Source organism: Acinetobacter sp. XH1741 (genome assembly GCF_041021895.1).
Lineage (GTDB): Bacteria > Pseudomonadota > Gammaproteobacteria > Pseudomonadales > Moraxellaceae > Acinetobacter.
Map to the genome: position 1 here is coordinate 812,877 of NZ_CP157428.1, position 23,717 is coordinate 836,593.

The following is a 23,717-nucleotide window of genomic DNA, read 5'->3' on the forward strand; positions in this document are numbered from 1 at the left end:
AAATTAATGCTTGTGGCGGGTTTATGGAGTTTTTCCTCGTCGAGTTTTGCTCTAGATTTGGTTGAAACTTATGAGCGCGCGAAACAAAATGATCCGACATGGCAAGCGAATCAACAACAATTTGAAGCAGATCAGCTCAATTTAGGCTTGGCAACGGGTGCTTTACTACCCACTGTTACCTTGTCTGGAAAAATTAACCGTAATAGTCAAACAGTAAAACGTTCAAATTTTCCAGGCGTTGATCAAGAAGGGCTTTCTGATGCTTTGGTGAGTAATACATCGACCACCAAACAAGCAACTTTATCTGCTCGTCAGCCTCTTTTTCGTATGGATGCTTGGGAAGGTTATAAGCAAGTTAAAACTTCTATTGCTTTAAGTGAAATCACTTTAAAACTGCAAAAACAAGATCATGTTCTAAATGTCGCAGAAGCCTATTTTAATGTATTGCGCCAGCAAGCACTTACTGCTGCAAATTTACAAGAAGAAAAGGCTTTGCTCGAACAGCTCAATATGATGAATGCCAAACTCAAAGAAGGTTTAGTGGCACGTAGTGATGTAAGTGAAGCAAATGCTCAATATCAAAATGCCAGAGCAAATCGTATTGCGACCAATGTTCAGCTCCTTTTAGCACAAGAGCAATTATCTGAATATATTGGCCCTTATCAAGATAAGCTTGCTGTATTGAGAAGCGATTTTACCTTTCAAAAACCTTATCCAGCCCAGCTTGATGATTGGTTAAGCTTAGCCCAACAACAAAATTTAAAGATCTTGCAGGCACGCACACAAAAGCAATATGCCGAAGACCAACGCCGTGTGGAAAAGGCTGCACTTTATCCACAGGTAGATGCAGTTGCGAGTTATGGCTATACCAAACAAACCCCAGAAACGCTCATTTCGACTGATGGAAAGTTTGATCAGGTTGGGGTAGAGATGAACTGGAACTTATTTAATGGCGGGCAGACTCGAACTTCTATTAAAAAAGCCACTGTAGAGTTAAATAAAGCACAAGCTCAACTCGATGCGGCCATTCGCCGTGCCAATGTAGACGTAAAAAGTGCTTTTATGCAGGTAGATACAGACCGAGCCAAGCTTGAAGCAAGAAAAGCGGCAATGGATTCATCGGCACTTGTTTCACAAGCATCAAAAGCGAGTTATAACGAAGGGCTAAAAAGTATGGTCGATGTTTTATTAGCACAGCGTAATGCTTTTTCGGCAAAACAGGATTATCTTAATGCTCAATATGACTACTTATTAAATGTACTGCGTTTGAAAGCTGCCATAGGCCAATTAGGTGAAAAAGATCTGGTCGAATTAAACAGTTGGTTAACGTATCAGTAATAAAAACATGCTTTTATCTGAAATTTAATTTTGTCATAAAAATTTAATGATTGATGTGTTTTAATGCTCAATCATTTTATTCCTGCGCCATCATGTTGGAGGCTTCCCTTGAGTCCGAGTAATCCGGTGTTAAGCCATCATATTTCTTCTCAATTTAATGAAGATTTGCAAGATGTAAACACAAAGTTTATGACCATGGGTGGCTTGGTCGAACAGCAGGTTGCAAATGCAATTCATTCTTTACTTGATACAGATGCAAATTTAGCAATTGATGTTCAATTTAAAGATAACGCAGTGAATCAATACGAGCGTGATATTGATGAAGGCTTGACGCTCATTTTGGCGCGTCGTCATCCAGCGGCGATTGACTTGCGTATGGTTATTGCGATGAGTAAAGCCAATACTGACCTTGAGCGTATTGGTGATGAAGCTGCAAAAATTGCCCGTATTGCACAAAATCTCTGTGAAGAGGGCGGTTCACCTCGTGGTTACATGGAAACTCGCCATATTGGCAACCAAGTACGTGTCATGATTCATGATGCACTCGATGCTTTTGCGCGTTTAGATGCAGATCAAGCTTTACGTGTGCTTTTAGCTGATGCTGACATTGACCGCGAATATCAATCTGCAACGCGTACATTAATGACTTATATGATCGAAGATCCGCGTCATATTGCTCGTGTAATTAACGTCATGTGGGTTCTACGTTCTTTAGAGCGTATTGGTGACCACGCACGTAACATTGCAGAGCAAGTGATTTATATGGCGAAAGGCTTTGATGCTCGCCATACGAAAATTGAAGAAATTGAAGCCAAAGTCCACGAAAAGTGATATTAAGCTGAAATATTTAAAAGCCTTGTTTGAAACAAGGCTTTTTTATTTTTAAAAATAATAGATAAAAAAATGTCCCGAACTTTGGGGGGAAGTTCAGGACAGAAAATCAAGTGCATTAAGATAAAACACGACAGGGATCGTGTCTCACTTGCTATGACTTGATATTACGATTTCAACTCATTTATGTCATGTAGAGTCCTGTGCGCACTATGTAAGGCTTTATATGTTTGTGTAAGTTTCACGTAAAAAAAGGCAGGTCTATGTATATAAACCTGCCTTTTTACTGATAATCAGCTTAGAAAAAACGGTTATTCAGGCTTCCAACCCTCTGCTTTTTCAACGCTTTCATCATTATTGAAGAACTTCTCACGTTGCTCTTCAAGAAACTTTTTTGCTTCTGGCTCAAACACGTTTAAACGCTTTTCATTAATCAGCGTAGTTTGGTGCTGTAACCATTCTTGCCATGCTTGCTTAGAAACATTTTCAAAAAAATCTTGGCCTTTAGCACCAGGAAAAGGAGCAAAGTCTAGACCTTCCATTTCCTTTTGATATTTACGGCAAAATACTTGTCGACTCATGATTTATCCTTAAGCGTATAACTGTTCTAAACGTGTATGGGCACGAGCAATTGCAGCTTCAACCTGTTTTGGTGAAGTTCCGCCAATGTGATCACGTGCATTTACAGAAGCTTCGAGTGTTAAGGCTTTATCAAATACATCTGCTGTAATTAAGTCAGAGAATTGTTGTAATTGCTCAAGTGTTAACTCAGATAAATCTTTTTCTTCCGCAACACCTAATGCAACTGCTTTACCTACAATTTCATGAGCATCACGGAAAGCAACGCCTTTTTTCACTAAATAGTCAGCAAGGTCAGTTGCAGTTGAAAAACCACGAAGAGCAGCTTCACGCATAATCTCAATATTTGGAACCAATGCAGGAATCATGTCTGCAAATGCCATGAGTGAACCGCGAACCGTATCGATTGCATCAAATAAAGGTTCTTTATCTTCTTGGTTATCTTTGTTGTACGCCAACGGTTGACCTTTCATGAGCGTAAGTAAGCTAATTAAGTCACCAAATACACGGCCAGATTTACCACGAATCAGTTCTGGAACATCCGGGTTTTTCTTCTGTGGCATGATTGAAGAACCAGTACAGAAACGGTCAGGAATATTCACAAATTTGAACTGCGCAGATGTCCAAAGAATAAGTTCTTCTGACATACGTGATAAGTGCATCATGATCAGTGCAGCAGCGGCATTAAATTCGATAGCAAAGTCGCGGTCAGATACAGCATCAAGAGAGTTTTCAGATACAGCTTCAAAACCGAGTAACTCTGCTGTGTAAGCACGGTCAATCGGGTAAGTTGTACCAGCAAGAGCAGCTGAACCAAGTGGCATACGGTTAACACGCTTACGGCAGTCTTGAAGACGCTCAGTGTCACGTACTAGCATTTCAAACCATGCTAACAAATGATGACCGAAAGTTACCGGCTGAGCTGTTTGTAGGTGAGTAAAGCCCGGCATAATTGTATTTACATTTTTGGCAGCCAAGCCTAACAAGCCGTTTTGTAAACGTTTTAATAAACCTAAAATGTCATCAATTTCGTCACGTAGATATAGACGAATATCGGTTGCCACCTGATCATTACGGCTACGGCCAGTGTGAAGTTTTTTACCAGTAATGCCGATACGTTGAGTCAAACGTGATTCAATGTTCATGTGAACATCTTCAAGATCGATACGCCATTCAAAGTTTCCAGTTTCAATTTCTGCACGAATGGTGCTTAAACCTTCAATAATGTCGTCTCGTTCTGCTTCTGTCAGTACGCCAACTTTCGCAAGCATGGTAGCATGCGCAATTGAACCTGCGATGTCTTGCTTATAAAAACGTTGGTCAAACTGAACAGAGGCAGTAAATTCTGCTACAAAAGCGTCTGTCGCTTCAGAAAAACGACCACCCCACATACCTGAGGTTTGGTCTGGGGCTGCTGAATTAGGGGGATTTGAAGATGTGGTCATGGTGGCTCAGTAAAATAAAAAAGAGTATATCACTTGCCGAAGCTCAACAAACAAAGTTGTTTTCTACAGCATACCGAAATCAAAATTCCTCCTATTTTTTTACGAAAATTGATCGTTGGCAACACTTATTAGAATTAATTATCGCAAGTAATGTTTTGGCTCTAGTTTTAGCTTTGGCTGAAGCGCAGTCATGGCATGCATTAAGTGGGTCACGCCTTTTACAATATATGGTTTTTATTAACTGGGTGATTTTGTCTTTTTTTGCCTTAGTTGAGTATTTTCAGAATTTTTTTAGCCAGCTTCAGCAAAAATATGCATTGGCAATTGGCTTCATCATGCTACAAGCCATTGTTGTGGTGACCACCCTAATAACTAATTTTTTTCAATTTGGGGTTTTGAAAAGAACGACGGTTATAACAGGGGACTGGAGCATTTATTTTACCAATGTACCTTTATATTTAAGTTATGGGATATTGTTGGGGGCTTTCTGCTTGCGTTATTTATATGTCAGGGAGCAGTGGCTGCATCAACAATATGCGGAGTTAAATGCCCGTATTCAGGCAATGCAGGCACGAATTCACCCTCATTTTTTATTTAATAGCCTAAATAATGTCGTGAGTTTAATTGCTATCGATCCAGATAAAGCGGAAAGTATGTTAATTAGCTTGTCACGACTATTTAGGGCAAGTTTTCAAGAATTAAAGTTGGTGAGCTTGCACGAAGAAATTGAGCTCAGTAAACAATATTTAATGATTGAACAGATACGTTTAGGCGAGCGTTTAAAAGTTGACTGGAAAGTGGAACTGGAGCCTTTGCAATTAAAGCAGGTCACTATTCCTTTATTAACATTACAACCTTTGTTAGAAAATAGTATTTTTCATGGGGTAGAACCAATGATGGGTAAAGCAACCATTGGGGTATTGGTTGAAATATTGCAAAATCAGGTCAGTATAGTCATTACCAACCCTTATACAGACGATACAATAAAATCACGCAAAGGGCATGGAATCGCTCTTGAAAATGTTAAACAGCGCCTGAAGGCGTATTATGGGAACTCAGTTAGGTTCCAGGTGTATAAAGGTGAAGCTTTATATACCACTATTATGAGCTATCAATACCAATCAAAATAATAAGTCAGTCAGCGTTAACTATAAAAACATGGACCAAGTTAACAGTGACAAGGAGGATGAATGAAGGTGCTAATTTGTGATGACGAGCCGCTAGCAGTGGAGCGATTGTCACGTTTAGTTTCAAAGATGGGACATGAAGTTGTAGCAACAGCTCATCATGGACAAGACGCCTTGGAACAGGCACGGCTTCATCAACCGGATGTAATTTTACTTGATATCCAAATGCCGGGTATGAACGGTCTTGTCTGCGCTGAACAATTAAGTCAACTTAACCCTCGACCAGCTATTATCTTTTGCACGGCTTATGATCAGCACGCATTAGAGGCGTTTAAGTCACAGGCGCAAGCTTATCTTCTTAAACCAATTGATGCTCAAGAGCTTGAACAGGTTTTTAGTCAACTGACGCAGCTTACGCAAGCACAGCTAAATGCCTTGTCAAACCATGAGTTTTTACAGGACTTAAAAACCCAAAGACATCAGATTGCTGCCAAAACCTATCGTGGCGTTGAGCTGATCCCTGTTGAAAATATCTATTATTTTTTGGCAGATCAGAAATATGTGACGGTACGTCATAAAAATGGCAGTGTCTTAATTGATGAAACACTCAAAGAACTTGAAACTGAATTTGCAGATCAATTTATTCGTATACATCGTAATGCATTGGTCTCAATTGCTTATTTAGATGGTTTAGAGCTTGTGAGTTCAGGCCAGTATCAGGTTCGATTACGTGGTTTAGATGAAAGACTTTCCGTCAGTCGTCGTCATTTATCCAGTCTTAGAGAGCGGATACACCAGCTTTAACTTATTTCTGCGGGTGAGATTTTACTTGCAATTTTAAAGGATCAAGTTAAGTTTAGGGTGTATTGTTTGACCAGCCTATGCCTGAATTTATGAAAACCTTGAAAATTGCTACACGACAAAGCCCACTTGCTCTTTGGCAGGCAGAACACATTCGTGCCCGTTTACAGGAGCTTCACCCAGATTTAACCGTGGAGTTGGTCAAGTTTATCACGCAAGGCGATAAAATATTAGATACGCCTTTAGCAAAAATTGGGGGAAAAGGGCTGTTCGTTAAAGAATTAGAAGCAGCACTTTTAGATGGGCGTGCAGATCTTGCCGTACATTCAATGAAAGATGTTCCTATGGCTCTGCCAGAAGGCTTAACGTTAGCTGTAATTTGCGAGCGTGAAGATCCATTAGATGCTTTCGTTTCAAATCATTTTGAAAAATTTGCCGACTTACCGCAAGGTGCTAAAGTTGGTACATCAAGTTTACGTCGTAAATCACAAATTTTAAAACAACGTCCAGATCTACAAATTATTGATTTGCGCGGTAACGTTGGGACACGCTTATCTAAGCTAGATGATGGTCAATACGATGCGATTATTTTGGCAAGCGCGGGTTTGAAACGTTTAGGTTTGGCAGAGCGTATTCGTCATTGTATCGAGCCAAATGTAAGTTTGCCTGCTGTTGGACAGGGCGCTCTTGGTTTGGAATGTCGTGCAGATGACCAAGAAGTACTAGCTTTAATACAGCCTCTTTTACACCCAGAGACTGATGTGTGTGTACGTGCTGAACGAGCTTTTAATGCTTATCTTGAAGGGGGCTGTCAGGTTCCGATTGCGGGTTATGCAACATTACAAAACGGCAAAATTCATATTGAAGGTCGTGTAGGTAGTGTCGATGGCCAAACTTTATTGCATGCTGAACTGAGCGATGAAACTCACAATGCCCAGCAGTTAGGTGAAAACCTTGCTCGAAATTTACTTGATCAAGGCGCTGGCGAGCTATTAAAGGCTCTTTACTAAAGCCATGTTGTTTATTAATACCCGACCTGACTCACGTGCAGCTGAACTAACTCAAGCTTTGCAAAATAAGGGATATCAGGTCGAGTCTTTACCGCTTTTAGAACTGGTTGCTAAGCCTTTTTCAGATTCACTTCTTCAGCTCTACCAGCAGTTAAGAGGGGCACAAGCGATAGTTGTTGTGAGTCCCACTGCGGTTGATGTGGGCATGCAGTACTTAAAACAAAGTAGTTTAAAGTTAAGTGATTTGAAACATATTCAGTGGATTGCGGTTGGGAAAGCTACGGCGAATCGTCTTCATGAGTATGGAATTGACGCGCATGTTCCAGATGTAGAAACTTCCGAGGGTATGCTCAGTCTACCTATTCTCTATAATATGCAGCAGACGGGTAGCGTGGCTTTTTGGAGAGGGGAAGGGGGCCGTCAATTTATGATGGATACTTTGCAGCAGCAAGGAATTCAGATTTTAAATTTTGTCTTATATCATCGGCAGTGCCCAGAAGCTTCGTATTTAACATTCAAACATCTGACACAAAATTCAAATTATAATTTAGAAAAATGGCTGGTCCTAATTACCAGTGAGGCAAGCTGGAAATATTGGTTAGAGCTTTGTTTAAAAAATAATGTACAACCTGATTGTGTATATTTGGTTTTAGGACCACGTCTTTTTCAACTAGTTAAAAAATATTGCGATCAGCAACAGGCTCATTTTCACATTATTCAACTTGAAAATTTATCACCTTCGGGGATGATTCATCACATTCAGGCATTATAAGGATTCGTATGAGAAAACTTGTTTCTATCATCATTTTGCTGAGCATCGCTTGGTTGGCTAAGCTCAGTTACGATATGTGGCAAATTTCTCGTACTGTTCCAGAGCTTCAGCAAAGCTTACTCCAATCGGAACAACAATATGCCAATTTGAACGATCAATTGGTTGCCTTAAAAAGACAAATTCAGAACCAACCAAATAATGATACCGCAACAACTCATGTAATGAGTCCTGATGTCATTCATACCGGCATAGCGCCAACAGTATTAATCAAACAAAAATTAGATTTAATTCAGTTCGCAATTGATCAACAACAATTGATTTATGCAGTAGATCATTTAACTCAGTTACAACAGTCCTTATCACAATACGAAATTGCTCCAGCATTGCAACACAGCTTAAATCAGGCACTTGAACAAGACAAACAGGCAGTTCAACAATTTACTTTGGCTCAAAATCAGCGCCATCAACTGATTGACGAGTTACTGCAAAATATTGATAAAAATATTCAGCAAGAACTAGCTCGACCTAAACTTGAGATGGATCAATCTGAGGCCGTGTCATGGTGGAAAAAATGGTTCCGTATTGAAAAAGTGGAAACACCGTCTATTAATTTAATGAATCGCAGTGTGGTGCTTAAGGAAGCGCAATTAAGACTATTAATTGCTGAGCAGGCACTTAATCAAGGCAATATGTCTGAATATCAAAACGAACTGCAATCTGTCATACAGAAATTAAATGAAATGCCAGATGCGGACAGCCAACAGATGAAAAATCGTATTGCTAAAGTAGCTCACTTATCAATAGTACCTGTTCCTAAATTATCGACACTTGGGCTAATTGGCTCATAAGGAGGACATATGAAACATCTCCTATGGGTTTATTTGTTAATTAGCCTCATACTTTTTGCAGCCTTGGCTTTATTTAGTTATGGCTATGGAATGGGTTATGTCTATATCTACTGGCGTCAACTGCAATTGCAAACAAATGTATGGGGTTTAGTCCTTACATTTGTTGTGATGAGTTTTATTGCCCAAGTAATCTGGCTTTGGATTAAACGCTATTCTTCACGTGAGCAAAGAAAAAGAGAAAACATTTTTGAGTTTAAAAACCTTCATCCCTATGAACAGTTAGGGATTGTTTGGTTGTTAGAAGCTGCCGAAGATCAACGGGTATTTATCGAACGTGTTTTTACACAGTCGGGCCTCTTAAAAAATATTATTGATGCCAAGTTTCTGGTTTTAAGTGGAGACTATCAAAAAGCGTTAGATGCTTTAGATCATTCACCTCCAATGGCTTTTGAGTTGGCAGAATTACAGCGTATAGAAATATTTTTAGCTCAAAATGAAGCTGAGCGTGCATTAACCCATCTTGAGTTTTTATATCAGCATCAATTATCGCCGTGGCTTGAAGAAATCGAGACAGCATATCAACAACGATTAACTTCGCTCTGGGGACAGCTTGCTTTACAGCAACCTTGGGTCTACTTACGTTCAATGAAATATGGCTTATTGGACGCTGAGCACCGTGACCTATGGTTACAGCAATTACTGCAACAGTTTGATCAAGCCTCAGTTGATGATTTACACGCATTACAGCAGCGTTATCTGCATTTAGAGTCTGAAATTCAAACTAGGCCCTATAGTAGTAAATTACTATGGTTAAAACTTTTGGCTGGTATGCCAGAAATGAGCATTCAGCATGAAACATTAAGCTTGCATTTACTGAAAGAGCAGTTTGACCCAGAAGTGTTTTACTTATGGTTCCAGCAACAATTACTTAAGCAAGTACCAGACTACGCCGATGTTGAGGACAAGATTAATCAACTTGAAACTCAATATATGAATTTGCCGGTTTTAACATTTGCAAAATGGCATGTTTACATGGCAACTGATCGTCAAGCTGAAGCAGAAATATTATTAAGTTTATACCCTGATAATATTTTAATGAGTTATTTACGTATTAAATCAACCTTAAAAGAAGATGATGAGTTAATCAAACAGTTAAATCTAATCTTTGAAAATGATGCGAATTTTTTAAAATTTAAATTCTGAGGTAAAAATGAAAGAACTGTCTGTCTACCCTGTAATATACGAACAGAAAGTAGCATGGGGAGATATGGATGCTTTTGGCCATGTCAATAATGTACAGTATTATAGATATATTGAAAGCTCACGTATTTTATATATGGAAAATGTAAATATATTAACGCCAGATATATATACTGTTGTTGCTTCAAGTCAGTGCAAATATTTAAAACCCGTGTTTTATCCAGATGTACTGAAAGTAGGGGTTCGTGTGGAAGAGATACGCAATAGTGCATTCCGTATGGCTTATATATTGTGGAGTGAAAGCCAGCAGCAAACCGTTGCTACAGGTGAAGCGGTAATGGTTTGTGTAGATAAAATGACAGGGTTAAAATGTGAAATACCGAGTGAAGTAAAAAGTAAAATTATTGAATTAGAAAAATCAATTGGGCATGACTTAATACATTTAGCTTAAATAAATATTAAGAAAATATATTGCAATTATAATTGATAATGTAATTAAAAAGTAAATTTATAGGTTTATTCTGACGAACTTGGCTTTCAAACTATTGCTTATTGAATAGATTATAAATACTATTGGTTATGATTTAATGTTTTTAAATTTAGTCTGTATTATTTGAATTGTCAGTAAGACTGGAGTATTTATTAATGAAACCAGATATTAGTGAATTATCTGTTGAAGAGTTAAAACGCTTACAAGAAGAAGCGGAAGCTTTAATTGCAAGTAAAAAAGATCAAGCAATCGAAGATGCTTATAATCAAATTATCGAGATTGCTGAAAATGTAGGTTTTAGCGTTGAACAACTTCTTGAGTTTGGTGCTCAAAAACGCAAGAAAACTACACGTAAATCTGTAGAGCCTCGCTACCGTAACAAAAACAATTCTGAAGAGACTTGGACTGGTCGCGGTAAACAACCACGTTGGTTAGTTGCTGAAATTGAAAAAGGCGCAAAACTTGAAGATTTCTTAATCTAATTGTATTGCTACTTAAAAAGCCAAGCGATTTCGCTTGGCTTTTTTATTTTTAAAATAACTAGAAACTCATATTTGAAAAATGAAGTCTTCAATAAAGTGTTTAAATTCTTAAATAAATACATTGTTGAGACTAAATTTGCATTTAGTAAGATCAATCGTCAATTTTCATGATTTTGTCATACGTACAACTTATAGTCTTTAAGAAGACGCCAAGCCTGATTGCTTGGTTTTTTTATATGAAGTGAATTGGCGATGTTGAAAAAGTATGCATAATGTCAGACTAGAGAGGAACTCTCATATAAGGACGATAATTTGCATGTTGGTAAGGCTGAATGAAGAAAAAGTCTAAGCAATGGAAGTGGTGGTTTTTTGCCCTCATTGCATTTTTAATTTTTATTATTTTACAGATTCCGGCGACTTGGCTTATTTCTAAATTTTCAAAGAATAATCAAACTGTCCATAATGTAAGTGGCAATATCTGGCAAGGGCAAGCAGACTGGCATCGTGGTGCTTTGCGGGGAACTGTTCACTGGAAAACTAGACCTCTAGATTTATTTTTGTTACGACTGGCCGCAGATGTCGATATTCATAGTGGCAATACGCAATTATCGGGAGTCATGGCGTACGGTGTTGGACAAAAAGTAATTGTAAGAAATATGAATGGGCAAGTTGCTCCAGAAACATTGAAGCAGATTGTGAATTGGCAATGGCCTGTAAATAGCATTCAGCTTAAAGACATTCAATTTAATTATAAAAAAGAACAAGGTTTTTCAGCAGTTGATGGACAGTTGCATTGGGGCGGTGGGGCACTTGTTTATAGTATTGGCGATCGTCAAGATCGTATGAATATGCCATCTTTAAGTGGAAAGCTAGCCGACCAAAATGGACAGTTGCAAGTTGATATACGAGATCAGCGTAATCAGAAAATGGCGAATCTTTTACTTGATGCCAATATGATGCTCGATGTTCAGCTTACACAGCGCTTACTATTGAATGTGCCATCTTATGATGGAAAAGCTGGTTTAGACACTTTTGTCATTAGTTCTCGCCAACCGTTACTACAAGGTGGTCACTAATGAAAACGTGGATTGATAAATTACAGCAACTCCAATGGCAAAAATTAGATCGGCTCAGTGTAGTACTACTTGCCGTTTTAATTTTATGGTTGTGCTGGAAATTAGCTTCACTGTTTTGGTGGATTGTTGCACCTCCACAAATGATGCAGTTTGAGCGGGTAGAACTTGGCTCTCAGCAACCACAAATACCAAACATTAGTACTTTTTCACTTTTTAATGAACCTTCTGCCAATGCAGCTCAACAAACAGTGAATCTAGAATTACAGGGTGTCATGGTTGGTTATCCGAACCGATTTTCTTCTGCTGTCATTAAACTGGATAATACTGCTGATCGTTATCGAGTGGGTGAAACCATTGGTTCTACTTCTTACCAACTGGCAGAGGTTTATTGGGACCACGTAGTATTGCGTCAAGGAAATGGTAGTACCCGTGAACTTCAGTTTAAAGGTTTGCCAAATGGTTTGTATCAGCCTATGACGCCTACAACGGCACCTCAAGCTGCTGCTACACCATCTCAACCTTCGGCTCCTGTAAATACGACCCAAGAGGCGTTAGGACAAGCAATCCAGCAGATGCAAGGTAACCGAGAGCAATACCTCAAAGATATGGGGGTAAGTGGGAGTTCGAGTGAAGGTTATGAAGTTACAGAACGTACACCAACCGCGCTTAGAAATAAGCTAGGTTTAAGGCCTGGCGATCGAATTGTCTCTTTAAATGGTCAAACGGTTGGGCAAGGACAAACGGATGTGCAATTACTTGAACAAGCTCGCCGAGCAGGACAAGTAAAAATAGAAATAAAACGTGGTGATCAAGTGATGACCATACAACAAAATTTTTAGTGATAACACGTCACCATAAGAGTTAGGAAATATCGCGAGTTATGGCTTTATTGAATCATCAACGTCCACTTTGGGCACTACTTGCAGCAGCCCCATTGATTGCGACTGTGAGTAGCAGTGTCTATGCTCAAACATGGAAGATCAATTTACGTGATGCTGACTTAACTGCCTTTATTAATGAGGTTGCAGACATTACAGGTAAAAACTTCGCTGTAGATCCAAGAGTACGTGGTAATGTCACGGTTATTTCAAATAAACCATTAAATAAAGATGAAGTTTATGACCTGTTCCTTGGGGTCTTGAATGTAAATGGAGTTGTTGCGATTCCTTCTGGTAATACTATTAAGCTTGTGCCAGATAGCAATGTTAAAAATTCGGGAATTCCTTATGACTCTCGAAATAAAGTACGCGGTGATCAAATCGTTACTCGAGTTATTTGGCTTGAAAATACCAATCCAAATGATTTAATTCCGGCACTTCGTCCTTTAATGCCGCAATTTGCGCATATGGCTGCGATCGCAGGAACTAATGCGCTTATTGTTTCTGATCGAGCTACGAATATTTATCAACTTGAAAATATTATTCGTAACTTAGATGGAACCGGGCAAAATGATATTGAAGCCATTAACTTGCAATCGAGTCAGGCGGAAGAAATCATTACTCAGCTTGAGGCAATGAGTGCAACAGGGTCATCGAAAGATTTTAATGGCGCTCGTATTCGGATTATTGCTGATAATCGAACCAATCGTATTTTAATAAAAGGTGATCCGGGTACGCGTAAACGTATTCGCCATATGATTGAAATGCTGGATGTGCCTTCTGCTGACCGTTTAGGTGGCTTAAAAGTTTTCCGTTTAAAATACGCAAGCGCTAAAAGCTTGTCAGAAATTTTACAAGGGCTAGTGACTGGCCAGGCAGTATCTTCATCAAGTAACAATAAGAACTCATCTAATTCATCAAACTCGATGAATAATTTGGTTGGAAATAATCAAAATTCTAGTTCAAATACATCAGGTTCAAATGGAAGTTCGATTTCGACTCCATCTATTAACCTAAATGGTAATTCAAACAATAATAATCAGAACAATATCAGTAGCTTTAGCCAAAATGGTGTGAGCATTATTGCAGATAGTGCTCAAAACTCATTGGTCGTTAAAGCTGATCCCCAGTTAATGCGTGAAATTGAATCTGCAATTCAACAGCTTGATGTACGTCGTCAACAAGTGCTTATTGAGGCTGCAATTATTGAAGTTTCAGGAGACGATGCAGATCAACTGGGAATTCAATGGGCGCTAGGTGATTTATCGAGTGGGATTGGCTTACTTAGCTTTAGTAATGTAGGCGCTAGTTTATCTTCTATTGCTGCTGGTTATTTATCAAGTGGTGCTGCAGGAGCTGCTTCTGCTATTGCTAGTGGTGCGAATAAAGGTAATGGGGCAACTATGGCTTTGGGGAATTTTGAAAACTCCCGTAAAGCTTATGGTGCATTAATCCAAGCGCTAAAAGCGAATACCAAATCAAATTTACTCTCTACACCATCCATTGTAACGATGGACAATGAAGAAGCTTATATTGTTGTAGGTCAGAACGTTCCTTTTGTAACAGGATCGGTCACGACCAATAGTACGGGTATTAATCCTTATACAACTGTTGAACGAAAAGATGTTGGTGTGACATTAAAAGTTATTCCACATATCGGTGAAGGTGGTACTGTTCGTTTAGAAGTGGAGCAAGAAGTCTCTGCTGTTCAAGAAAGTCGCGGGCAAGCAGCTGACTTGGTGACAAGTAAACGAGCTATTAAAACAGCAGTTTTAGCCGAACATGGGCAGACTGTGGTGCTTGGTGGTTTGGTGTCGGATGACACGTCGCTTTCAAGACAAGGCATACCTGGATTAAGTAGCATTCCGTATGTGGGTAGATTATTTCGATCAGATAGCAGAAGTAATGTAAAACGTAACTTACTTGTCTTTATTCACCCAACGATTGTTGGTGATGCAAATGATGTACGTCGTTTGACTCAGCAGCGCTATAACCAGTTGTATAGCCTGCAATTAGCTATGGATAAGAACGGTAATTTTGCAAAACTACCTGAGCAGATTGATGATGTTTACAATCAAAAAATGACACCTCCGGGTATTACGTCTCAGCCAAAAATTTATCAACAAGTTCCTTCAGGCGGAAAAACGACGACAGTAATAACACCTGTAGCAGTAGAGCCAGCAGTCCAAAAGCAGACACTGCAATTGCCTGATCCAGAAGTGAATCGTACTAAAAATACAGTAACAACAACGACACTGCGTCCAAGCACAGCGCAGTAGTAGCATGTTATGATTGATAAAAAATGAATAGGACATACGCATGACTTGGAAACTACAAGCAATTACTGGCGAAATTACTGGCCAAGAAATTACTGTTGATCGTGATATGTTGGTAGGGCGCCATCAAGACGCTGATTTGTTGTTACAAGCTGCTGAAATTTCACGTCGCCATGCAGCATTGCTTTTAAAAGATCAAATGCTATGGGTACAAGACCTTAACTCATCAAATGGTACGTTTGTAAACGATATCCGTATTGAGCAAGAAAAACAGTTGCATGATGGGGATATTGTTCAGTTTGCTAGTTATAAATTTTCAGTTTTAGCACCTGCTCAAAAAAATACGGAATTACCCGAAATTGAGGCAGAACCGGTACAAGCTGCACCAACACAAGACTTAAGTGATCAAGGAATGCCAAGCCTTGCAGAGCGTGCTGCAGAAACAGAAGTTCGTCGCGATGGTATGCCGCAGAATGTTTCTATACCAAAGCCTGCACCTATTCCAGAGGGTGTAGATGTCAATGCAAAACAACCATCACCTGTTACTTTTGATGAGCCTGTTTCTCGTGTTGCTGAGGAAAAAGAACAGCAGAAGAATGCTTCAGTTGGTTTAATCACGATTATTATTTTAGTGATTTTAGCTGTATTAGCATGGTTATTCTTTAAATAATTCGTTGGTGCTTTTACAATCAAGGCATGCTAAACGCATGCCTTTTTAATTTTGAGTACAAGAAGATGTCTGTTGCACAACTAAATAAGCGCGATTTGATTTTATTTGATCTAGATGGAACATTGGTTGACTCTGCTGCTGATTTGTATCGGTCTATGAATTTAAGTTTAGAGGCGCTCAGTTGGCCGTTGGTAACAGAAGCCCAAATACGAGAATGGGTGGGTAAAGGAGCTTCAAAACTTTGTGAAAGTGTTCTGATACATATATTTGGAAAATTAGATGCTGAACAACATAAAGTCTTATTACAAAAATTTGTAGAAATATACGGTGCAGAACTTTGTGTAAACACCCAGATTTATCCGGGTGTGGCTGAGTTTCTGGGCTATTGTAAAAATTTGAACATACAGATGGCGTGTGTTACCAATAAGCCTGTAAAACTTGCTCAAGGCTTACTTGATGCTTTGGAACTTTCTTCTTATTTTCAGGTTGTATTGGGGGGAGATAGTCTACCAGAGAGAAAACCACATCCATTACCATTGTTGCATTGTATGCAAAGCTTAAAAATACCTGCTTCACAATCATTAATGATTGGTGACTCAAGTAATGATATTGAAGCTGCACGCCGTGCTGGAATTGATTGTATTGTGGTTAGCTATGGCTATAATCATGGAGAAAATATCTATGATAGCCAGCCTCAGCAAGTAGTTGATAGTTTGGCTGAGTTAATTGTCTAATGAGTGAAATGGAGATCAGCATGAATAAGCATATGGTTTTTCGATGGCGTGTCTAAATCGAATCTAGAAACAACACCCTTTTAAAATCGAAACCATATTTAGAGTAAATTCATGACTACATTAGCGCAATTTGAACAACTTAAGGCTTCTGGTTACAACACTATTCCAGTTTATCGCCAACGCTTAGCAGATACAGAAACCCCATTATCAGTTTTTGCCCGTTTTAAAGAGCAAACACAAGCTTATTTATTTGAGTCTGTTGAAGGTGGGGAAAACTGGGCGCGCTATTCTATGATTGGTTTAGGCGAATCGACAGTCTTTTCCTGCAATGCGGGTGTTTTATCAATACAACATGCTGATGGATCGATTACACAACAAGAATGTCTAGATCCATTTCAATATATTCGTGAATTTCAAAAACAATTTAAAGTACCTCCGGTTGAGCTTTTACCAAACTTGCCAAGCTTTACAGGTGGACTGGTAGGTTATTTGGGCTATGACGCAGTCCGTTATATCGAGCCACGTTTAAAGAATGTCCCTACAGCTGATCCAATTACGCTTCCAGATTTATGGTTAATGCTTTCAAAGACAGTCATTGTTTTTGACAACCTTAAAGATACGTTATTTTTAATTGTTCATGCAGATGTAGGGCAGGCCAATGCATATGAAGACGCTCAGCAAAAATTAGATCATTTAGAACAGTTGTTGGCTACACCTGTTAGCTTACAAGCGAAACCACATACACCGCCACATTTTGAGTCAATCACAGGTAAAGCGAAGTTTCTAGAAACGGTAGAAAGAGTTAAAGAATATATTCGTGCGGGCGATGTCATGCAGGTGGTTCCAGGACAGCGTATGGTTTCTGATTTTGACGGAGAAGCCTTGCAGGTTTATCGTGCATTACGCCATTTAAATCCTTCACCTTATCTATTCTTGGTGCAAGGACAGACCATTACAGATAAAAAACCATTTCATATTGTTGGCTCTTCACCAGAAATTTTATCTCGTTTAGAAAATGGTATTGCTACAGTACGTCCTTTAGCTGGAACCAGACCGCGGGGTAAAACTAAAGAAGAAGATATCGCATTAGAAAAAGATCTGCTTTCTGATGAAAAAGAGATTGCTGAACATTTAATGTTGATTGATCTAGGCCGTAATGATGTAGGCCGTGTATCTAAAATAGGTAAGGTTCAAGTAACTGATCAAATGGTGATCGAGCGTTACTCACATGTCATGCATATCGTTTCAAATGTACAAGGTGAGGTACGTGATGATATTGATGCACTTGACGTATTTAAAGCGACTTTCCCTGCTGGTACTTTATCTGGTGCACCAAAAATTCGTGCAATGGAAATTATTGATGAAGTGGAGCCTGTGAAAAGAGGTATCTTTGGCGGAGCGGTGGGTTATTTGGGATGGCATGGTGAAATGGATATGTCGATTGCAATCCGTACATGTGTTATCCGTGATAAAAAAGTGTATGTACAGGCTGGAGCGGGGTTAGTTGCGGACTCAAATCCGGAATCTGAATGGAATGAAACGCAAATAAAAGCTCGCGCAGTGATCAAAGCGGTTGAATTATCATCAAACGGATTGATTTTATGAGTTTTTAGCGGTTTTTTTAAAAAAACCGCTTGCATCGTTTGGAAGTTTTGCTAAACTGCACACCGTTCCGATACGAAACGTACGAAACACTAAGAAACGCCGGCATAGCTCAGTTGGTAGAGCAACTGACTTGTAATCAGTAGGTCCACAGTTCGAATCCGTGTGCCGGCACCATTTTAAAGTGTTAAGTTGAGTGAGTAAAGAACAGCACTGTAGATAAGTGCGATATTGGTGAGATTCCCGAGCGGCCAAAGGGGGCAGACTGTAACTCTGTTGCGAAAGCTTCGAAGGTTCGAATCCTTCTCTCACCACCATCCTAAACTTCGAATGAAGTGGTTATTACCAACGTTGCGGGAGTAGCTCAGTTGGTAGAGCGGCAGCCTTCCAAGCTGCATGTCGCGAGTTCGATCCTCGTCTCCCGCTCCATCGAAGGATAGTCGCTCTTATAGCTCAGTGGTAGAGCACTCCCTTGGTAAGGGAGAGGTCTCGAGTTCAAATCTCGATAAGAGCTCCAGATATTAAAGTTTGATGTGGATTACCACAAATTTTTCAAAAAGCAGGCTATATAGTCTGCTTTTCAAGTATTGGGTGTCTAGTTTTTTTTAGGTGATATGTCGATAAACTGAGTTAGCTCAGTGCCATTTGTAGGTGGTTCGACGTAAACGAGGAAGATCATCATGGCTAAAGCCAAGTTTGAACGTAATAAACCACACGTAAACGTGGGTACAATCGGTCACGTTGACCATGGTAAAACAACTTTAACTGCTGCGATTGCAACTATTTGTGCAAAAACTTACGGCGGTGAAGCGAAAGATTACTCACAAATCGACTCAGCACCTGAAGAAAAAGCACGTGGTATTACAATTAATACTTCACACGTAGAATACGATTCTCCAATTCGTCACTACGCACACGTTGACTGCCCGGGCCATGCCGATTACGTTAAAAACATGATCACTGGTGCTGCTCAGATGGACGGCGCGATCCTTGTATGTGCTGCGACTGATGGTCCAATGCCACAAACTCGTGAACACATCCTTCTTTCTCGCCAGGTTGGTGTACCTTACATCATCGTATTCTTAAACAAATGCGACCTTGTTGACGACGAAGAATTACTTGAATTAGTAGAAATGGAAGTTCGTGAACTTCTTTCTACTTATGACTTCCCGGGTGATGACACTCCAGTAATCCGTGGTTCAGCTCTTGCTGCTCTTAACGGTGATGCAGGTCCTTACGGTGAAGAATCAGTTCTTGCACTTGTAGCAGCACTTGACTCTTACATCCCAGAACCAGAACGTGCTATCGACAAAGCATTCTTAATGCCAATCGAAGACGTATTCTCAATTTCTGGTCGTGGTACTGTAGTAACAGGCCGTGTAGAATCAGGTATTGTTAAAGTTGGTGAAGAAGTAGAGATCGTTGGTATTAAAGATACAGTTAAAACAACTGTAACTGGCGTAGAAATGTTCCGTAAACTTCTTGACGAAGGTCGTGCTGGCGAGAACTGTGGTGTATTACTTCGTGGTACTAAGCGTGAAGACGTACAACGTGGTCAAGTACTTGCTAAACCAGGTACAATCAAGCCGCACACTAAATTCGACGCAGAAGTATACGTACTTTCTAAAGAAGAAGGTGGTCGTCACACTCCATTCTTAAATGGTTACCGTCCACAGTTCTACTTCCGTACAACTGACGTAACTGGTGCAATCCAGTTGAAAGAAGGCGTTGAAATGGTTATGCCAGGTGACAACGTTGAAATGTCAGTAGAATTAATCCACCCGATCGCAATGGACCCAGGTCTACGTTTTGCGATCCGTGAAGGTGGTCGTACTGTAGGTGCTGGTGTTGTTGCTAAAGTAACTGCATAAGCATAATATAGTGACGAATTACGTCTCAGGTTGAGGGCTTTGGCTCTCAATCTGCTTTATAGGTCAGTAGTTCAATTGGTAGAGCGTCGGTCTCCAAAACCGAATGTTGGGGGTTCGAGTCCCTCCTGACCTGCCATATTTTGAAATAAAAAGCTTGATGCTGGCTTAGTTGTTCATATAATAAGTCGCGAGTTCTACGACGAGTACAAAAATGTCGAATGATAAATCGCGTGACGCATTGAGCGACGCGCCAATTCCTCAAAGAAATAATTCCGCTGAAGTTGTTCGTTCTGGTTCGCCTTTAGATATTGTTCTATGGGTGATTGCAATTGCATTATTGCTCTCAGCTACTATGGTGAATCAGCATTTACCAGCGTATTGGGCCCCTGCAAATGATGTGTGGGTACGCGTTGGGGTAATTTTTGCTTGTATCGTTGTGGCTTTAGGTTTATTATACGCCACCCATCAAGGTAAAGGCTTCGTTCGTTTGCTGAAAGATGCACGAGTCGAATTGCGTCGAGTAACTTGGCCAACAAAACAAGAAACAGTCACTACATCGTGGCAGGTTCTATTGGTTGTAGTTGTTGCATCATTAGTTTTGTGGTGCTTTGACTATGGTTTGGGTTGGTTAATTAAGTTGATTATCGGGTAAAAGAGCTATGAAACGTTGGTACATTATTCATGCCTACTCTGGTTATGAAAAACAAGTGATGCGTTCACTTACAGAACGAATCCAGCGTAGCGCTGTTGCCGATAGCTTTGGTGATGTCCTAGTTCCTACCGAAGAAGTGGTAGAAATGAAGGATGGTAAGAAACGTAAATCTGAGCGTAAATTCTTTCCAGGTTATGTATTAGTCGAAATGGAAATGAATGATGATACTTGGCACATTGTTAAAGAATGTCCAAAAGTATTAGGTTTTATCGGTGGTACACCTGAAAAACCTGCGCCAATCACTCAACGTGAAGCAGATGCGATTCTTGCGCGTGTACGTAATACTGGTGAAGCACCACGTCCTAAGACGATGTTTGAACCAGGTGAAGAATTACTTGTTATTGACGGTCCATTCACAGACTTTAAAGGTGTGGTGGAAGAAGTTCAATACGAAAAGTCACGTTTAACGTTGACGATTAACGTGTTTAATCGACCAACTCAGGTTGAACTCGAATTTCGCCAAGTCGAAAAAACGATTTAATCTTAGCTGGTTGAAAAGCGCCCGATTTTATCGGGCATTGTTGTTGTAACAGTATTGTTACGTAGAAATTGGGGAGCCTAACGGCGTCTGTACCCAGAGGTATTTAAAATGGCTAAGAAGATTGACGGCTATATCAAGCTGCAAGTTCCAGCTGGTAAAGCAAATCCATCTCCACCAATTGGTCCTGCACTAGGTCAACGTGGTGTAAACATCATGGCATTCTGTAAAGAATTCAATGCTGCTACACAAAAAGTTGAACCAGGTCTTCCAATTCCTGTAGTGATTACTGTGTACAACGACAAGTCGTTCACATTCATCATGAAAACTCCTCCAGCTTCTATTCTTCTTAAGAAAGCTGCTGGTATCCAAAAGGGTTCATCTGTACCTAACAAAACTAAAGTTGGTAAGTTGACTCGTGCTCAATTAGAAGAAATTGCGACTACTAAAGAACCAGACTTAACTGGTGCTGATTTAGACGCACGTGTTCGTACCATCGCTGGTTCTGCACGTTCTATGGGCTTGGAAGTGGAGCTATAAGACATGGCAAAGTTAACTAAACGTCAAAAAGCCATTGCTGCTGCTGTTGAAGCAAACAAAGTTTACACTTTGGAAGAAGCAGTACAGGTTCTTAACAGCTTACCTGCTGCAAAGTTTAAAGAATCTTTAGACATCTCTGTAAACCTTGGCGTAGACCCACGTAAATCTGATCAGGTTGTTCGTGGTGCGACTACATTACCTGCAGGTACTGGTAAAACTGTACGTGTAGCTGTATTTGCTCAAGGCGCGCAAGCAGAAGCTGCGAAAGAAGCTGGTGCTGATGTTGTAGGTTTTGATGACCTTGCTGAAAGCATCCAAGGTGGAAACCTTGACTTTGATGTTGTAATCGCTGCTCCAGACGCTATGCGTGTTGTTGGTAAGCTCGGTACAATTCTTGGTCCACGTGGTTTAATGCCAAACCCTAAAGTTGGTACTGTAACTCCTGACGTAGCGAATGCTGTTAAAAACGCTAAATCTGGTCAGGCTCGTTACCGTGTAGACAAAGCGGGTATTATCCACGCTGCGATTGGTCAAGTTGGCTTTGAAGCTGCTGCGATCCGTCAAAACGTTGAAACTTTAGTTGCTGACTTGAAAAAGTTAAAACCTGCAACTTCTAAAGGTGTATACATCAAAAAGATCACTTTGAGCTCAACTATGGGTCCTGGTCTTGTTGTTGATGTAAACAACGTTTCTAACTAAGTTTTTAACTTGGTTCTGTAAAGAATTTTAAAGTCCTGATTGAGGATCAAGCATAAACAGAAATATATTTTTCTGTTTAGCTGAGATAAAGCTTTGCTTTATCTCTACTTATCAGGCGGACTTTGAATTGATGAATGAGAATTTATCAGCGTCAAAGACCTCAGGCGAGAAGGCGTTATTTTCGGATAGCGGCTTTTCTTAATAATCCAGCCTGCGTAGACGCGGTGGTGTGATTTGTTCCTCCTCCGCGTGTAAGTCGAAAGGCTTACGAATTGGGAGTGTGCCCATTGGGTGCATAAATCACCTTAGGAGGTTTTACAATGGCTCTTCTTATCGAAGACAAAAAACAGATCGTTTCAGAAGTAAGTGAAGTTGCTTCTAAAGCGTTTGCAGCCGTTGTTGCTGACTATCAAGGTTTAAGCGTAGAGCAATTAACAACACTTCGTGTTGAAGCTCGTAAGTTAGGTGTAACTACACGTATCGTACGTAACACTTTGGCTAAGCGCGCATTCCAAGGTACTCAATTTGATATCTTGAACGACAACCTTGTTGGTCCAACAATTCTAGGTTTTTCAACTTCTGAAGATGACATGGGTGCAGCTGCACGCTTGTTTGAAGAATTTGCAAAAACTAACAAAGCATTTGAATTAAAAGCTGCTGCATTTGACGGCAAAGTTTATCAAGGTGCTGATGTTAGCGTAATTGCTAATCTTCCAAACCAAGAGAAAGCGCTTACTATGCTTGCCTCTGTTCTTCAAGCTCCTATTTCGAAATTGGGTCGCCTCATTACAGCGCTCAAAGAGAAAAACGAGTCAGAAGCTGCTTAATCAATTTTACACATCATTCAATATCCATTTGGAGTTATTCTCATGGCTTTAACAAACGAAGAAATCTTAAACGCAGTTGCTGAAAAAACTGTTCTTGAACTTGTTGAATTAATTTCTGCTTTCGAAGAAAAATTCAACGTTTCAGCTGCAGCTGTTGCTGTTGCTGCTCCAGCTGGTGGCGCTGCTGCAGCTGCTGAAGAACAATCTGAATTCAACGTTGAGTTGACTTCTTTCGGTGCTAACAAAGTAGCTGTGATTAAAGCAGTTCGTGAAGCAACTGGCCTTGGTCTTAAAGAAGCTAAAGACCTAGTTGAAGGTGCTCCTCAAGTTCTTAAAGAAGGCGTTTCTAAAGAAGAAGGCGAAGAACTTAAGAAGAAACTTGAAGAAGCTGGTGCTACAGTTACACTTAAGTAATTGTAAAAGGAGTCGGT

At 39.9% G+C, this 23,717-nt stretch carries 25 protein-coding genes and 5 tRNA genes; 28 read left to right on the forward strand and 2 right to left on the reverse strand.

The window, feature by feature from the left end:
- Window positions 1-6 precede the first annotated feature (6 nt).
- Together ABLB96_RS03945 and phoU are read left to right on the forward strand one after the other, a co-directional pair.
- On the forward strand, window positions 7-1,338 hold the full coding sequence (locus ABLB96_RS03945) for a TolC family outer membrane protein (RefSeq protein WP_348896993.1): 1,332 nt from the start codon (window positions 7-9) through the stop codon (window positions 1,336-1,338).
- A 108-nt stretch (window positions 1,339-1,446) separates the two neighbouring features.
- Window positions 1,447-2,169 (forward strand): phosphate signaling complex protein PhoU, encoded by a 723-nt coding sequence (gene phoU, locus ABLB96_RS03950; RefSeq protein ID WP_000075183.1) that lies wholly within the window; start codon window positions 1,447-1,449, stop codon window positions 2,167-2,169.
- Between the two features lie 311 nt (window positions 2,170-2,480).
- Here the strand turns inward: phoU and ABLB96_RS03955 are convergent, their stop codons facing one another.
- A complete protein-coding gene (locus tag ABLB96_RS03955) occupies window positions 2,481-2,750 on the reverse strand; it encodes an oxidative damage protection protein (RefSeq protein ID WP_000089995.1) in 270 nt (89 codons plus the stop codon).
- A gap of 9 nt (window positions 2,751-2,759) precedes the next feature.
- Window positions 2,760-4,193: an argininosuccinate lyase gene (argH, locus tag ABLB96_RS03960; protein ID WP_348896980.1), complete on the reverse strand. Its 1,434-nt coding sequence runs from the start codon at window positions 4,191-4,193 to the stop codon at window positions 2,760-2,762.
- On the opposite strand from argH, the gene ABLB96_RS03965 reads away from it, so the two are divergent.
- From ABLB96_RS03965 to rplL, 26 genes are all read left to right on the forward strand, one after another.
- The gene (locus tag ABLB96_RS03965; protein ID WP_348896981.1) at window positions 4,184-5,323 is read left to right on the forward strand and encodes a histidine kinase; all 1,140 of its coding nucleotides are present in this window, start codon (window positions 4,184-4,186) and stop codon (window positions 5,321-5,323) included. The two genes, argH and ABLB96_RS03965, sit on opposite strands and share 10 nt — an antisense overlap.
- A 60-nt stretch (window positions 5,324-5,383) precedes the next feature.
- Window positions 5,384-6,124 (forward strand): LytTR family DNA-binding domain-containing protein, encoded by a 741-nt coding sequence (locus ABLB96_RS03970; RefSeq protein WP_348896982.1) that lies wholly within the window; start codon window positions 5,384-5,386, stop codon window positions 6,122-6,124.
- An 89-nt stretch (window positions 6,125-6,213) separates the two neighbouring features.
- Window positions 6,214-7,131 carry a hydroxymethylbilane synthase gene (gene hemC, locus ABLB96_RS03975; RefSeq protein ID WP_348896994.1) on the forward strand — a complete coding sequence of 306 codons (918 nt, stop codon included), beginning with the start codon at window positions 6,214-6,216 and terminating at the stop codon, window positions 7,129-7,131.
- Window positions 7,132-7,135: 4 nt separating this feature from the next.
- The gene (locus tag ABLB96_RS03980) at window positions 7,136-7,903 is read left to right on the forward strand and encodes a uroporphyrinogen-III synthase (RefSeq protein WP_348896983.1); all 768 of its coding nucleotides are present in this window, start codon (window positions 7,136-7,138) and stop codon (window positions 7,901-7,903) included.
- Between the two features lie 8 nt (window positions 7,904-7,911).
- Complete coding sequence (locus ABLB96_RS03985; protein ID WP_348896984.1) at window positions 7,912-8,751, forward strand: hypothetical protein; 840 nt, start codon at window positions 7,912-7,914, stop codon at window positions 8,749-8,751.
- Between the two features lie 9 nt (window positions 8,752-8,760).
- Window positions 8,761-9,954, forward strand: a complete 1,194-nt coding sequence (locus tag ABLB96_RS03990; protein WP_348896985.1) for a heme biosynthesis protein HemY — start codon at window positions 8,761-8,763, stop codon at window positions 9,952-9,954.
- A 7-nt stretch (window positions 9,955-9,961) separates the two neighbouring features.
- Window positions 9,962-10,402: a thioesterase family protein gene (locus tag ABLB96_RS03995; RefSeq protein WP_348896986.1), complete on the forward strand. Its 441-nt coding sequence runs from the start codon at window positions 9,962-9,964 to the stop codon at window positions 10,400-10,402.
- Between the two features lie 194 nt (window positions 10,403-10,596).
- Entirely contained in the window at window positions 10,597-10,923 is a 327-nt protein-coding gene (locus tag ABLB96_RS04000; RefSeq protein ID WP_002053185.1) for an H-NS family nucleoid-associated regulatory protein, read from the forward strand.
- Between the two features lie 332 nt (window positions 10,924-11,255).
- A complete protein-coding gene (gspN, locus tag ABLB96_RS04005; RefSeq protein ID WP_348896987.1) occupies window positions 11,256-11,999 on the forward strand; it encodes a type II secretion system protein N in 744 nt (247 codons plus the stop codon).
- Entirely contained in the window at window positions 11,999-12,838 is an 840-nt protein-coding gene (locus ABLB96_RS04010) for a type II secretion system protein N (RefSeq protein ID WP_348896988.1), read from the forward strand. The genes gspN and ABLB96_RS04010 overlap by 1 nt, the downstream gene beginning before the upstream one ends.
- A 41-nt stretch (window positions 12,839-12,879) precedes the next feature.
- The gene (gspD, locus tag ABLB96_RS04015; RefSeq protein ID WP_348896989.1) at window positions 12,880-15,156 is read left to right on the forward strand and encodes a type II secretion system secretin GspD; all 2,277 of its coding nucleotides are present in this window, start codon (window positions 12,880-12,882) and stop codon (window positions 15,154-15,156) included.
- 40 nt (window positions 15,157-15,196) lie between these two features.
- A complete protein-coding gene (locus ABLB96_RS04020; protein WP_348896990.1) occupies window positions 15,197-15,823 on the forward strand; it encodes an FHA domain-containing protein in 627 nt (208 codons plus the stop codon).
- A 65-nt stretch (window positions 15,824-15,888) separates the two neighbouring features.
- Window positions 15,889-16,557: a phosphoglycolate phosphatase gene (locus tag ABLB96_RS04025; RefSeq protein ID WP_348896991.1), complete on the forward strand. Its 669-nt coding sequence runs from the start codon at window positions 15,889-15,891 to the stop codon at window positions 16,555-16,557.
- 111 nt (window positions 16,558-16,668) lie between these two features.
- Window positions 16,669-18,162: an anthranilate synthase component I gene (trpE, locus tag ABLB96_RS04030; RefSeq protein WP_348896992.1), complete on the forward strand. Its 1,494-nt coding sequence runs from the start codon at window positions 16,669-16,671 to the stop codon at window positions 18,160-18,162.
- A gap of 98 nt (window positions 18,163-18,260) precedes the next feature.
- A tRNA-Thr gene (locus tag ABLB96_RS04035) sits at window positions 18,261-18,336 on the forward strand.
- Between the two features lie 56 nt (window positions 18,337-18,392).
- A tRNA-Tyr gene (locus tag ABLB96_RS04040) sits at window positions 18,393-18,476 on the forward strand.
- A 36-nt stretch (window positions 18,477-18,512) separates the two neighbouring features.
- Window positions 18,513-18,588, forward strand: a tRNA-Gly gene (locus ABLB96_RS04045).
- A 13-nt stretch (window positions 18,589-18,601) separates the two neighbouring features.
- Window positions 18,602-18,676, forward strand: a tRNA-Thr gene (locus tag ABLB96_RS04050).
- 163 nt (window positions 18,677-18,839) lie between these two features.
- A complete protein-coding gene (tuf, locus tag ABLB96_RS04055) occupies window positions 18,840-20,030 on the forward strand; it encodes an elongation factor Tu (protein ID WP_369029906.1) in 1,191 nt (396 codons plus the stop codon).
- A 60-nt stretch (window positions 20,031-20,090) separates the two neighbouring features.
- A tRNA-Trp gene (locus ABLB96_RS04060) sits at window positions 20,091-20,166 on the forward strand.
- 75 nt (window positions 20,167-20,241) lie between these two features.
- Window positions 20,242-20,682 carry a preprotein translocase subunit SecE gene (gene secE, locus ABLB96_RS04065; protein ID WP_000063880.1) on the forward strand — a complete coding sequence of 147 codons (441 nt, stop codon included), beginning with the start codon at window positions 20,242-20,244 and terminating at the stop codon, window positions 20,680-20,682.
- 7 nt (window positions 20,683-20,689) lie between these two features.
- Entirely contained in the window at window positions 20,690-21,223 is a 534-nt protein-coding gene (gene nusG, locus ABLB96_RS04070; RefSeq protein WP_348898410.1) for a transcription termination/antitermination protein NusG, read from the forward strand.
- Between the two features lie 108 nt (window positions 21,224-21,331).
- A complete protein-coding gene (gene rplK / locus ABLB96_RS04075) occupies window positions 21,332-21,760 on the forward strand; it encodes a 50S ribosomal protein L11 (RefSeq protein ID WP_001074682.1) in 429 nt (142 codons plus the stop codon).
- Between the two features lie 3 nt (window positions 21,761-21,763).
- A complete protein-coding gene (gene rplA / locus ABLB96_RS04080; RefSeq protein ID WP_348898411.1) occupies window positions 21,764-22,459 on the forward strand; it encodes a 50S ribosomal protein L1 in 696 nt (231 codons plus the stop codon).
- A 320-nt stretch (window positions 22,460-22,779) separates the two neighbouring features.
- A complete protein-coding gene (rplJ, locus tag ABLB96_RS04085) occupies window positions 22,780-23,286 on the forward strand; it encodes a 50S ribosomal protein L10 (RefSeq protein WP_002157004.1) in 507 nt (168 codons plus the stop codon).
- 42 nt (window positions 23,287-23,328) lie between these two features.
- Window positions 23,329-23,700 carry a 50S ribosomal protein L7/L12 gene (gene rplL, locus ABLB96_RS04090; protein ID WP_001229360.1) on the forward strand — a complete coding sequence of 124 codons (372 nt, stop codon included), beginning with the start codon at window positions 23,329-23,331 and terminating at the stop codon, window positions 23,698-23,700.
- Window positions 23,701-23,717: the final 17 nt, after the last annotated feature.